We start from the raw sequence: 13345 nt of genomic DNA, 5'->3' as shown, positions 1-13345 counted from the left end.
AGCACCTTCATATTATGAGTACTCCTCCACGCCGCGTACAATTAGATAAAAAGCCTCCGGTCGAAAAAAAAGAACGGAGAGCTTTGCTATGGGATATTCTTAAAAAGCTGGCGGTATTTTCTAAGCCTTATCGAATGTTAATCATTGCTACGCTGGTGTTGACGGTGCTTGGCTCTTTTACCGCACAGGTCAATGCGTTTGTACTGCGCTACACTGTCGATACCTTGACCGAAATCGCCACCCTTGCCGAGCCTTGGGAAGCTGGTCTGCGCATGCTCGGTATCATTAGTGTCGTTTTACTGACTAAAGAGATATTGTCTATCTTTATCTCTTTTGGTCAGCGTTTTTTTGGTGAAAAGATTCGTATCAATCTGTCACGTGATTTGTCCCAGCGCATCATTGAGCGCATTCTGACCTATCGTATGGCGTTTTATACCAGTAGTGAAAACGACAGTGGTAAACTGCAAACCCGTATTGATTACGGCGTCAGCAGTCTCACAAGTTTAGTGCAAAACTTCTTTATCGACATGCTGCCCTTGTTTGCCAGCGCCATCGTTTCACTCATTATCATGTTTTCGACCAACTTTTGGATCGGTTTGGTCGGTCTTATTATCATACCCATTTACTTTTTTATCAGTCAAAAGCAAGCGCGGCGCTTGCAAGGCTTTCGCAGGCAGATGCGCGGCTTTAGAGAAGCCAAGAGCGGGCTTGTTATTTCATTAATTAATTCGATCAGCGTGGTCAAATCTTTTGTGCGTGAATCTATTGAGGCTGAGAAGCACTTAAAGATTCAAAAAGAGATGACCGACAATCAGCTTAGAATTCGTAGCATTGGTTTTATTTATGATGCGGTTAAGACCTTTATTGAACAGATTGGGGTGGTGGTTATCATCCTGCTTACTGCCTACTTTGTCTTGAATGGTCAGATGACCATCGGTATGATTTTATTCCATGTGATGCTATTTCAAAACGTCGCTGCCCCTATTCGCCAGTTACATCGCATTTATGACCAAATTAACAATGCGCTGACTTATGCCGAAGGATTTTTCGAAATCTTAGAAGATGATGAGCAAGTCGAAAATGTCAATGGGATGAGCAGTAAAAATTTAAAAGGTCATATCGAGCTCAAAAATGTCGATTTTACTTATCCTAATGGCACGCAGGCGCTAAAAGATGTCAGCTTCACCATTAAACCCAATCGTATTACTGCGCTAGTTGGTTTAAGCGGTGCAGGTAAAAGCACCATTATTAATTTATTGGTGAAATTTTATGAGCCAGATGCTGGCACGATATACTTGGATGGTCATAATTTAGCCGATTGTGATACCCATGAATTACGCCAGCGCATCGGTCTGGTGTTACAAAGCAATCATATTTTTTCAGGCACCATCAGTGAAAATATCCGTTATGGCAATATGGACGCGACCGATGAGGATATTATTGTCGCTGCTAAAAAAGCCTCTATCCATGAGCAAGTTATAAAGCTGGCTCACGGTTATGAGAGTACGGCAAAGTCCTTATCGGGTGGTCAGCAGCAGCGTATCGCACTGGCAAGGATGTTTCTAAAAGATCCGCCAATTGTGTTTTTAGACGAACCAACGGCCAGTCTGGATGCGATTGCCAGTCAACAAGTCAAAAAGAGCTTAGACCTGATTAAAAGAGATCGCACAGTGATTATGGTCTCGCACAATATTGCCCAAATTATCGATGCCGATGATTTAGTGGTCATAGAAAATGGTCAAGTGGTTGAGACGGGCACACATGAAGAGCTGTATGAGAAACGTGGTAAGTACTTTGAGATATTTAGTGCCATGTCTGATAGCTTGAACTTGGACAAAATTAGTCAAACACTAAAGGGTTAAGTATATATAATAGTGGATTATTTTTAGTTATATCTCTCTTAAATATATAAATTTTAAACGAAATATTTGATTAGTTACCTAGCGTTGATGACTACCATATCTAAGATACTGGCTCATTTACTACCTTTACCCTTACTTTTTAATTGGGATCAAAATGTTAACTAACTCAGCAAATGCATTAAAGCTTCAACAAAAGACTATGACGATGTGTGTCGCTATTCCACAAATTATGGCCTCTAGAATTTGGCTGCTTGCTACCTCTCCTATGAATGCTAAATTGCAACAGAAAGAGATATTCACTATGGTTGAAGAAAAACAAAAAGCTTTTTTAGACTCTATTAGTAACATAAATTCGCAAATTATGTCATCACAAACAACCTTAGTAAATAAGTGGATAAGCAACTGTCAAAGCTTTATGTTAGGACATCACAATGCTTTTAATAACTTTGATAATGATATCGATGAAGAAGCCATTAAAATTATGGATAAAGGTATTAGTCCTTATGCCACCACTGTAAAAGTAAATCAAAAGCGTCTAAATCATTAAGAACCATTAACTATGACCTGTCAATTTTCTATAAAAACCTTTGACGAGCTAACTTCAGTTGATCTTTATCATATTCTAAAAGCGCGCTCGCAGGTATTCGTCGTCGAGCAAAACTGCGCTTATCAAGATATGGATGAGGTGGATTTTGACTGCCTACATCTTGTCGCGCATAAAGATGAAGCACTGGTTGGTTACTGTCGCATTATTGCACCTGAATCTAGTACCTCAGCTGCTAATACTCTGCCAATGCCTAGAATCGGCAGAGTATTAGTATTACCGAAGTATAGAGGTGAGGGCTTGGCGCGCCAAATCATGACGCATGCCATTAAGCACTGCCGTAAAAAATACGGTAAAAAACCCATTGCAATCTCAGCACAGACCTATTTACTCAACTTCTATGAATCTTTAGGGTTCGTGCGTGCAAGTGAGTTTTATCTTACAGACGGTCTCGAACATGTTGATATGGTTTTGCCGATTATTAAAAAATCTAAAGCAAAGAACCTGAAGTTAGGTGGCTCAGAAGGATCAGGTTTTGCGACCAAACTTTTGAGTTTTTTACTGTTGATATTGAGCCTTATGTTCATTGCAGGCTTAATCTACTTGATGACTTAGATATATTTATATGATAAGTCGTATGTTATTAAACTCACAATAAAACCTTAGATTACAAGGGCTCAAACTACAAAGTTCTTTTACACTATGTCACTGTTGTTACCTATTGAGTATGCTACTTTTGAGTCATGACTATGATCGTGAAAACGGTGGTCGTGGTAAACGGTCAATGGTCAAAAAAGTAGCTAACTTAAGGAAGAGGTAACGACTATGTCTAATGTAGAAAGCAATGTCCGTCCAGAATATGACGACGAGATTCAAAAAATTGCCGATTATGTTCTCAACTACTCTATTGATGATGACTCCCCAAATAGTGCTGATGCTTGGAATACCGCACGCTACTGTCTGATGGATACGCTTGGTTGTGGTTTACTTGCACTGCGCTTCCCTGAATGTACCAAACACCTAGGACCCGATTGCGCTGATCAGATTACGCCGAATGGCGCGCGCGTCCCCGGTACTTCCCATCGATTAGACCCCATCAAAGCCGCTTTTGATATTGGCTGTATGGTGCGCTGGCTTGATTATAATGATACGTGGCTTGCTGCCGAATGGGGGCATCCCTCAGACAACTTGGGCGGTATCTTGGCAGTAGCAGACTATATCAGTCAGCAACACGTCAGCCAAGGTCGCGAAGCACTCACCATAAGAGATGTGCTTGAATCTATGATTATGGCGCATGAGATTCAGGGTGTAATAGCACTTGAGAACTCATTTAACCGCGTTGGGCTGGATCATGTGTTTTTAGTTAAATTAGCATCAACAGCTGTCGTCGCCAAATTATATGACCTGCCACGCGAGCGTATTATGGCGGCTATTTCACAAGCACTTGTTGATGGCCAAGCGTTACGCACCTATCGCCATGCACCCAATGCTGGTAGCCGTAAATCATGGGCGGCAGGTGACGCAACCAGCCGTGCTGTACGCTTGGTAGATATCACGCGTCGTGGCGAGATGGGAATACCTGGCGCGTTAACTGCCCCGCAATGGGGGTTTTATGATGTGCTATTTAGCCATACCAATAAAGACCTAGCACTCAAACCTGAAGATGAGCGTCGTTTTACCTTTCAGCGTGACTTTGGTACTTATGTGATGGAAAATATTTTATTTAAGATAAGTTTCCCTGCTGAATTCCATGCACAAACCGCCTGTGAGGCCGCAGTCATTCTGCATCCACGCATTGAAGATAGAATCGATGATATTGAGAAAATCGTTCTCACCACGCATGACTCGGCGATTCGAATTATCTCAAAAGAGGGTGCGCTTGCCAATCCTGCCGATCGTGACCACTGCTTACAGTATATGGTTGCCGTCCCTCTATTAACTGGCGATCTCATGGCAGAAAACTACGAAGATGACTATCATGAGCAGCATCTATCAATTGATGAGCTGCGTAGCAAAATGGTGGTAGAAGAGGACGAGCGCTACTCAGCAGACTATCACGATCCAAGCAAGCGCTCTATTGCCAATGCGATTCAAATCTTCTTTAAAGATGGCACCAGTACCGATAAAGTTGCTGTTGAATATCCTATTGGTCACAAGCGACGCCGTGAAGAAGGCATCCCTGTGCTAGAAGCGAAGTTTCGATCCAGTCTGGCTACCCGCTTTATCGAAAGTCGTTGTGACGAAATCATTGAGCTGTGCGATGACCAAGCTCAATTAGAGCAAACGCCTGTTAATGAATTTATGGACTTATTTGTCATTAACTAGACGATGATTAATTGAGGTTTTATGGAACAGACTTCTATAAATCAAAAGAGTGTGTCATTGACTGAATCATGACACACTCTTTTTTTGTTTTAATAATTTAATTTTTCAGATCCCACTTTACCAAGGAATTGACTCCCCTGCCCAGTCGACAAAACTCCCAGATTGGGTAGCAGTCATGTTTGACAGAACTTCCAATAGACATTCTGTGCTATAGGCTGGCGAGAATAATTGCCCATCAGCGACATTACCCTGAAATGGTGCAGACAGTTGCGTGTTGACCGTACCTGGTTGCATGACCACTATGCACACGTCTTTTAATGAGCGTCCCCATTCTATGCTTAGGTTTTTCATACCCATATTTAGTGCAGCCTTACTCATTCTATAGCTATACCAGCCGCCCAGCTGATTGTCACTGATACTGCCCACACGCGCTGATATAGTCGCGAATATTGCAGGTTTATCAGCACTGCGTTCCGCTTTAGCAAGTAGCGGCCTAATATGCTTGGCTATCAGTAAGCCTGCTAATGCATTGATTTGCATATTTTGTAAGAAAAATTTCGTTTCAACTTGCCGAAGTGCTTTCTCAGGCTGTGATTTTTCAGTATGTAGCAGCCCCACACAGTTAATCACCCAATCAAGATGCGTGCTCTGCTGCTTAATATCGTCGGCAGCTTGTTTGATACTGTTCTCATCGCTGACATCCATTTGTAACCAATGTAGATTATCCGCTTCAAAGTCGGGAACGCTTCTATGGTAAGTGGCAAAGACTTTAATGCTGCTTTTTTCATTAGCAGTCGCTTGTACCAGCTGTCTGACCATCGCTTGACCAATGCCCCCAGTCCCGCCGATGATAAGATAGGTTTTATTGTCCATATGGCATCTTCCTTTTCAATTTCATTATTCTTCTTTAACTTAATTCAGTATGAACGCTATTGTTATCTTTAACATAGCATACTGTATGGCAGATAATTAGAGACAATTTATGAAGAAAGACAATAAAAACTCGATTTTATACAACGTTTAACAGGCCTAATAGTATTGATAGTGGTGAAAAATAGATACGGGGTAACGTCTGTTAGCCGTATGAGGTTATCCCGCGCAGCATGATAGTTCTTTAATATCCTTGCTAAAAGTTTGTGCACATAGCTTTAAACCTTCGACCATCGTTAAATATGGAAATAGCTGTCCTGCGAAGTCATCTACTGTCATATTGTTACGAATAGCGAGTGCAGCGCTTTGAATTAACTCCCCACCTTCATGAGCGAGTATTTGTGCGCCAAGGATTTTACCTGTTGGTTTGTCAGCGACCAGTTTGATAAATCCATCTGTTTCAAAATTAACTAATGCTCTAGGCACATTTTCCATATCTAACACTCGACTAATCACTTCAAATCCTGCGTTTAGCGCCTGAGTTTCAGTTAATCCAACTGTTGCGACTTGTGGATCTGTAAAGATAACCGCAGGCATCGTGGATAAATCTAGCCTTGCATCACCACCCATCATATTGATACCTGCCTTAGTACCTGCTGCAGCTGCTACATAAACATATTGAGGCATGTTAGAGCAATCACCTACAGCATAAATATTAGCTGTTGATGTTTCCATTTTATCATTGACTATAACAGCTCCATTTTTTTGTATCGCAACACCTACGTTCTCTAATCCGAGCTGAGCTGTATTTGCGTGACGACCAGTAGCAATAAGTAACCTCTCAGCGCTTAAAACGCCTTCATTTGTATCTAATGAAAAGGATTTTCCATCGTAGCTGACGCTGCTTGCTTGAGTGTTATTTAATACTCGAATACCCTCTCTTTCAAAACACTCTGTTAATCTCTCGCCTAATAAAGGCTCTTCTGCATACAACAACGTATGGCGTGCCAATATAGTCACACTACACCCTAAACGATGATAGGCTTGGGCAATTTCTAGGGCAATAACCGATGAGCCGATTACTAGTAAGCTCTCTGGCAATTCTTCAGCAAATAAAGCTTCTGTAGATGTCCAATACGGGGTGTCTGCTAAACCATTAATTGGTGGGATAGTCGGTGTAGCACCCGTTGCAATTAAAATACGGTCTGCGCGAAGTTCTTTTTCTGAACCATCAGGCTTTTTTATAAGCAACGTATTTTCATTTTCGAAGCGTGCGTAACCTTTTAATAAGGTTATTGCTGGATTTGACTCTAAAATACTAATGTACTTGGTATCACGTAATTCATCGACAAGTGCAGTCTGTTGTTGAGCGATTAGAGAACGGTTTACTTGAGGGTGACTGTTTTTTAGTCCTTTAAATGGATTATCTCGTTGCTGATGCGCTAATTGTGCAGCACGAATAAGTATTTTTGATGGCACGCAACCTGTATTGACACAAGATCCACCAACCACTTTAGCACCTTCAATCATGGTTACTCTTGCTCCAAGCTCTACCATTTTAATAGCACTAGCAAAAGCACCTGAGCCACTGCCAACGATAGCTATATGCATGGCTACCTTTATATCAGTAACATCTGATGTGTAAACTTCATCATTAATCATTTTTCATCCTTTTTTTTATCATTATTACAGAGGTTTTTATCTGTTGAATTTTTTTTATACAGTGCGTAAATGGTAAGTACGACAAAAAATGCTAGTGCCGGAAGTAAAACAATGTCCAAATATCCTGTTAAAGAAGCAAGACCTACAGCACCTAATAAAATGACAAGAATAGGAGTAAAACAGCACAAAGCGACAATTATGGTGCTTATAATTCCAAATCGGAATAATAATGTATCTTTATCCCTAGTTAAAATTCATCTTCTTAATGTAGACGGATAACCCGCATTGGTTGTTGCTTTCATTAAGGTTTCTGCGTTGGTTTTGGTGTCATCATATATAATCACAGCCGATTTAGTTCTATAAGTGACTTCGGCTTTTTTAACACCATCGACATTCTTTAGTGAATGTGTGACTGTTATCGGGCATGTCACACAGTTCATTGTTGGTACGTCAAGCTTAACCGTCATCAGAAGGTTTGATTGTTTCTGCTCCATATAAATACCTCGTTAAGTTATGACACAAGTGTATTCTATGTACCTAGGTACGGAGTCAATAGATTCTTTGGTAAATTAATAAAATATATTGTTGACCGTGTTTAGTATGGGTTTGATGAGATGAATTTTATTCAGAACAACATTGATTTGCTACGGTTGTAAAGAGTCAATGATAGGACAACAAGTATCATCTTTGTTATTTTGGCATCGGTCTATATGCTCTAAGAGCGCCTTTTCTAAAAGAAGTAAATCAGCTTGTTTGGTTTGAACAGCCATTAACTTTTTTTTCGCTAGCTCTTCGACTTGTCTACAAGGGTTATCATTAAGTGAAAGTAGACTCTCTATTTCTCTTAATGTGAATCCTAATTCTTGAGAACGTCTAATAAAACGAATCCTATTTACCGTCTCTATTGGATACTGCCTATAACCTTGCATAGGTTTAATAGGTTGTTTAATTAGTCCTTTACGCTCATAAAAACGGACAGTTTCTATATTGATACCTATTTCTTTTGCTAGTTTGCTGATGGTTCTAGACATTATTTCTCCTTGCTAAAAATCAGCACAATGTTAAATGCGTTTTTCTAATTAAATGAACATGTTACCAAGAAATAGGCGATAAATACTTGATGAGTATCATTAATTTTTTATAAATAGTCCTATTGTCTGCACTATTCCATCCGCACCTCAAAGTAAAAATACTATTTATTTTTGCCTAGATAAGCATGGATAATCACAAATAATAATCTTGCCAAATACGCTACAATACGCTTGAATAACTATTCATTTAAATGACCTAATGTTTGTTTTACTGACACGGATATCTCCCCACCATGCTATCACCCCAAGACCAATTAACTGAGCTGGTACGTACGCTTGAGACTCAGCAGCATGTCTTCACAACTGATCCTTTATTGGTGACTGAAAAACTACAGGTAGAAGACGGTAAGCCGATTCAAAAGCTACATCGTCGAGCTTCGCGTATCGACAGCAATGGCAATCTTGCACGGGTGTTAGGGAAAATTGACGGCCGTATCAAAGGCATCATGATAGTCATGAGTGTCGTGTGGTGCGTTTCAGGATTTTTGGGCTTGTTTACTTTATTGCAGACCAATGTTGTTAATTTCTTCTATGTGTTGGTTTGTCTGCTGGGTTTTCATACACTTATGCTCGGTGGCTGGCTAGTGATGACGCTGATTAATCAAGGTCGCCAGTCTCCCAGTTGGTTTGCAAACTTTGTTAGTCCTAGTTATCTGATACGCGGTAAGGACGATGTCACCAAGGCGGCAGTGGAATTGTACGAGCGTCAATTGCAGCATAGCGGGATGCGCTGGTATCTAGGTCGGTTTAGTCATCAATTGTGGCTGGCAACGTTGACAGGAATGATGTTTGCGATCATTTTTCTATTGATTGTACGTCAGTATAGTTTTAGCTGGGAGTCGACGTTATTATCAGATCAGGCGCTGATTAGCTTGACCCAAGTGCTTGGCTGGCTACCAAGTATGGTTGGTTTTGATGTGCCGGACAATGCTGCTATTGTGCAGAGCCGACTCGTAACAGATGCTATGCCATTATCTGTCGCGCGGCAATGGGCAGGCTTGTTAATTGGTAGCCTAATTATGTATGGTATCATCCCGCGTGCGATCGCTTGGGCATTTTGTGCGCTAATGTTTCGCCGCAAAAAAATGCGCTTGGATATCAAACTCCCCTATTATCAAAAGATTATTAACTTTTGGCAGCGTCAAGTAGTAGATGCCGATGACTTCAATGAAGCGCCAGCACCGGTAGCACCAAAGGCGAGCGTTAGTGCTGGCAAAAAGCTGGTTGCACTACTTGAGTATCCATCAGAGCAGGATCATTGGTGGCAAGTAGGTCTTAACGATACTAATAGTGATAGTGAGGTTGAAAATTTCGGTATCGTTGACGATCGTGATGATATGGATCGCCTAACAACTTATTTAGATAAAAATCCAGTACAAGTATTGCTAGGTATTCATAGCCAGGCATTGCCCGATCGTGGCACATTGCGCAAGCTTGACCGCATTGCTACTCATGCAAAACACGGCCTTATCGTTCAATTGTTAAATAATGACAGAACGGATAGCGCCGATATCAATGATATCTCAACATCTGTAGTGGCTACTGATCTAAAATCTCCTCAATCGCATCAGGATGTCCGTTATCAACAATGGCAAACGGCATTATCCGCACGTAATATTGGCTTGGTAGAGAATCATTCATAGTGGTTCATTATGAGGTGCTATTGATATAAATTTTCTTTGCTTACTGTGCCTGCGTAGACAGATGCTGCAAAAAATCCATACCAGCAGCCCTATCCTATATCATTTTTATATAAGACCGACTGCAGATGACGCATGCGTTCATAAGCTATGCTGATTTTGTAAGGCGTCAAGCTTATATTAAAGAGTCAAGGATGACCACAATGGTAGATATGCGGTAGGATGTTATGGCAATGACAGATAATAGTAGTAACGGTCTAATAAGTTTAGGCAAGTACGGGCAGACCTTAGATGCTTACAAAGAGACACTCAATCAGAGTATCTTAGCCATCGCACCTGAGTCTTGGCAGCCCATGCTGGCGAGTATCTTACCTGCACATTGGCAAGAGTGGCTATTGCCGCTGGCAGGTGGACCGTTTTTCTTACTGTTTTTAGCGGAATGGTTTTATCAATCTAAGCGTGGGCGTGGTTCTGCCTTTGGTTGGCGTCGTGCCATGACCAACTTTAGCTTAGGTGGCTCTTATTTAGGCTTTGAGCTGATTATTCAAGCACTTGTCGTGCTGCCTATTTGCTTGTGGTTATATCAATATCGCTTGTTTACGATTGAAGTCACATGGCTAACGGCCATTCCTATATTTGTCGCGGTCGAGTTCTGCTATTACTGGTTCCATCGTAGCTCACATCGTGTCAACTGGTTTTGGTCAGCGCATGTGGTACATCACTCCGACGATCAAATGAACTTATCAACGGCTATGCGCCAAAGTTTATTGTACTCAATCACAGGCTGGTGGTTATTCTTTGTCCCGCTTATGCTACTTGGCGTCCATCCGGTGTGGGTTTTCTTCTTCTACGCGCTTGATCTGATTTATCAATTCTTTATTCATACTGAAACGGTCGGTAAATTCCCTAGGTGGGTTGAATATATTTTTGATACTCCATCCAACCACCGTGCGCATCATGGTACCAATGGCGACTATATCGACCAAAACTATGGTGGCGTTATTATACTTTTTGATCGTTGGTTTGGCACTTACGTAGAAGAAGATACGGTTAATAACCCAGTGAAATATGGCGCAGTAGGTGAAGCCAGTCACGATAATATTATTAGCCTAATATTTGGCGTCTTTTATCGTATGTGGCAACGCTTCTTCCGTGCCAGAGGATTAAAGAACAAGTTGAAAGTGTTGTTTCGCCCACCTAGTGCCGCTTAAAACTGACTGATTAGCAATAACATCGCTTATATAGACCCTATAAGGGCGTTTGGTTACAATGGCTTATAGATGAGGATGTATCTGTATGAAAAAGAGTGGTTTTTAATACAGTATTTGCCTGATCGACAGTCAAGAGGAGGTTGGACATGAAAAATGATAAAGAAGTAACGCTAGAAGATTATCGAGGAATGATAAAAGATGGTGATATTACACTGCATCTTACTCGAGATCAAAAAGCAATGATCTTAAAAACTTATGATTACGGACTGAACGAGCTAACTGAGATTGATGAGATGTTATTAAGTGCCGTTATCCGACAACTGAAAGCCGCAATCGACCAATAACATTTAATATAAGACCCTATCATGAATAATAACAATAATAATTCTGACAGTCAGCCGAAGAGCCTTTTTGCGGACAAGGCTTATGATGCGTCCAATTCATCTACCAAACCTATTGATATCAGTAAAGAACAGAGTGCGAGTAATACTGGTCAATCTACTACCGATAGTAGCCTAATCGATTCATCGGTTTTATCAACGTCACCAACGGACGTTACCAAAACAACCAGTAAAACCACAATTGCCAGTGACGAGCCATTAAAATTGGCAGTCGTTGGTCATACCAATACGGGTAAGACTTCAATACTGCGTACCTTGCTGCGTGATGTCTATTTTGGTGAAGTCAAAAATGAGGCTGCAACTACTCGTCATGTTGAGCGTGCGCAATTAACGGATAACCAAACGGGCGAAGTGCTGGTCACCTTGTACGATACGCCGGGTTTGGAAGATGCGTCTGGCCTGATGGATTGGCTGGAGGATAATACTGCCAGTCGCCGTGATGGTATTGAGCGTTTACAACAATTTTTGGCAGCAGACAATGCTCAGGGTGGTGACACTTTAGGTAGCAGTGAGGATTATAGCCAAGAAGCTAAAGTTATCCGCCAGCTGCTGGCGAGTGATATGGCCATTTATGTGGTCGATGCGCGTGAGCCTGTGCTCGGTAAGTATAAAGACGAATTAACCATTTTGTCGTGGGCAGCAATTCCGGTTATGCCCGTATTTAACTTCACTGATAGTCAGGATGCCAATATCGATGAATGGCAAACCATGCTGGCGCGCCGTAATTTGCATATATCCACCCGTTTTGATTCTGTCGCTTTTGAATTTGCCGATGAAATGCGACTTTGGCAGAATTTAGCCACTATGCTTACTCATGCTGAAATGCTTGAGCAATTGATGCAGCGCCGGACTGAAAACTGGGCACGTCTGTACGATGAGGCGAATATCATCATTGCGGATTTTTTATTAAATGTCGCCGCCTTCGTCCAAGAAATTAATGAAGATGATGACCCGATGCCTGTGTTGCAGCAGATGCAAGAAGCCGTTCGCCAAAGTGAGCGTAGCATGCAGAATAAATTATTAAATCTTTATAAATTTTACGATAATGCTGTAGCAGCGACTCCACTTGAGTTGCAAGCCTATCAACAAGATCCATTTGATCCTGAATTGCTCAAAAGTTATGGTATTCGTACGACTTCTGGTGCGGCGGCTGGCGCGTTATTGGGATTGGGTATTGATGCGGCAGCGTTGGGTACGACTTTAGGATTGGGTGCCGCGATAGGTGGTATTGCAGGCGGTCTGTTGTCCAATACGGGTAGTATCGCTGATAAGTTATCCGGTGTGAAGCGTTTGTATATTGATCCCGCTACCCTAACCCTTCTTGCTACCCGTGCTATAGATCTACTAGTCGCTGTGCGCCATCGCGGTCATGCTGCTACTGATGCGACGCAGCTCCTGTACGCCAAAGAGCAAATAATGACTGATGGCAATGTTGAACTTACTGATGATGAAAGCAATCCGATTACCCCTTGGCCTACCCATAAACTGCCAAGTGAGCTAAAAAAAGCCCGTGGCAAGCCGCAATGGTCGTCACTCAGTAGTGGTAAGTCTGAGCAGGCGGAAAGCTTACGTATTGATGCGGCATGGTCACTTTCAAGTAAATTGCAGGCGCATAATCTTGACCGTGGTTAACGGTTTTAATTGATGACTCTCTCTAGAGCGTAGGGTGCTTTCTAATCACCTATCAAATTATGAGGGTGCATTGTGGAATGCACCCTACGAAAGTCCATACTAAGTTG

The 13345-nt window shown here is 41.7% G+C and carries 13 protein-coding genes; 8 read left to right on the top strand and 5 right to left on the bottom strand.

Annotated elements, in window-relative coordinates; genetic code table 11:
- The first annotated feature begins 134 nt into the window (after window positions 1–134).
- The 4 genes from AK823_RS07180 (at window position 135) to AK823_RS07165 (ending at window position 4731) form a co-directional block, all read left to right on the top strand.
- The gene (locus AK823_RS07180; protein WP_203226605.1) at window positions 135–1862 is read left to right on the top strand and encodes an ABC transporter ATP-binding protein; all 1728 of its coding nucleotides are present in this window, start codon (window positions 135–137) and stop codon (window positions 1860–1862) included.
- A 154-nt stretch (window positions 1863–2016) separates the two neighbouring features.
- A complete protein-coding gene (locus tag AK823_RS07175) occupies window positions 2017–2409 on the top strand; it encodes a hypothetical protein (protein ID WP_068327796.1) in 393 nt (130 codons plus the stop codon).
- Between the two features lie 12 nt (window positions 2410–2421).
- The gene (locus AK823_RS07170; protein ID WP_068327794.1) at window positions 2422–3021 is read left to right on the top strand and encodes a GNAT family N-acetyltransferase; all 600 of its coding nucleotides are present in this window, start codon (window positions 2422–2424) and stop codon (window positions 3019–3021) included.
- 210 nt (window positions 3022–3231) lie between these two features.
- The gene (locus AK823_RS07165) at window positions 3232–4731 is read left to right on the top strand and encodes a bifunctional 2-methylcitrate dehydratase/aconitate hydratase (RefSeq protein WP_068327792.1); all 1500 of its coding nucleotides are present in this window, start codon (window positions 3232–3234) and stop codon (window positions 4729–4731) included.
- A 117-nt stretch (window positions 4732–4848) separates the two neighbouring features.
- Here AK823_RS07165 and AK823_RS07160 read toward each other — a convergent pair whose 3' ends face one another.
- From AK823_RS07160 to merR, 5 genes are all read right to left on the bottom strand, one after another.
- On the bottom strand, window positions 4849–5604 hold the full coding sequence (locus AK823_RS07160; RefSeq protein WP_068327791.1) for an SDR family oxidoreductase: 756 nt from the start codon (window positions 5602–5604) through the stop codon (window positions 4849–4851).
- Window positions 5605–5820: 216 nt separating this feature from the next.
- On the bottom strand, window positions 5821–7263 hold the full coding sequence (gene merA / locus AK823_RS07155; protein ID WP_068327790.1) for a mercury(II) reductase: 1443 nt from the start codon (window positions 7261–7263) through the stop codon (window positions 5821–5823).
- Window positions 7260–7517, bottom strand: a complete 258-nt coding sequence (merF, locus tag AK823_RS13950; protein ID WP_082785665.1) for a mercury resistance system transport protein MerF — start codon at window positions 7515–7517, stop codon at window positions 7260–7262. The genes merA and merF overlap by 4 nt, the downstream gene beginning before the upstream one ends.
- Window positions 7518–7757 (bottom strand): mercury resistance system periplasmic binding protein MerP, encoded by a 240-nt coding sequence (gene merP / locus AK823_RS07150; RefSeq protein ID WP_068327787.1) that lies wholly within the window; start codon window positions 7755–7757, stop codon window positions 7518–7520.
- Window positions 7758–7907: 150 nt separating this feature from the next.
- Window positions 7908–8294 (bottom strand): Hg(II)-responsive transcriptional regulator, encoded by a 387-nt coding sequence (gene merR / locus AK823_RS07145; RefSeq protein ID WP_068327784.1) that lies wholly within the window; start codon window positions 8292–8294, stop codon window positions 7908–7910.
- A 293-nt stretch (window positions 8295–8587) separates the two neighbouring features.
- Here merR and AK823_RS07140 point away from each other — a divergent pair, with 293 nt between their 5' ends.
- The 4 genes from AK823_RS07140 (at window position 8588) to AK823_RS07125 (ending at window position 13238) form a co-directional block, all read left to right on the top strand.
- The gene (locus AK823_RS07140) at window positions 8588–9997 is read left to right on the top strand and encodes a DUF2868 domain-containing protein (RefSeq protein WP_068327781.1); all 1410 of its coding nucleotides are present in this window, start codon (window positions 8588–8590) and stop codon (window positions 9995–9997) included.
- Window positions 9998–10221: 224 nt separating this feature from the next.
- Complete coding sequence (locus AK823_RS07135; protein WP_082785664.1) at window positions 10222–11205, top strand: sterol desaturase family protein; 984 nt, start codon at window positions 10222–10224, stop codon at window positions 11203–11205.
- A 146-nt stretch (window positions 11206–11351) separates the two neighbouring features.
- A complete protein-coding gene (locus AK823_RS07130) occupies window positions 11352–11549 on the top strand; it encodes a hypothetical protein (RefSeq protein ID WP_068327779.1) in 198 nt (65 codons plus the stop codon).
- Window positions 11550–11570: 21 nt separating this feature from the next.
- The gene (locus AK823_RS07125) at window positions 11571–13238 is read left to right on the top strand and encodes a DUF3482 domain-containing protein (protein WP_068327776.1); all 1668 of its coding nucleotides are present in this window, start codon (window positions 11571–11573) and stop codon (window positions 13236–13238) included.
- Window positions 13239–13345 lie beyond the last annotated feature (107 nt).

Origin of the sequence: Psychrobacter sp. P2G3 (assembly GCF_001593285.1) — a bacterium.
Lineage (GTDB): Bacteria > Pseudomonadota > Gammaproteobacteria > Pseudomonadales > Moraxellaceae > Psychrobacter.
The sequence above is the reverse complement of the archived record's forward strand: the minus strand, read 5'-3'. Positions and strand labels throughout refer to the sequence as shown.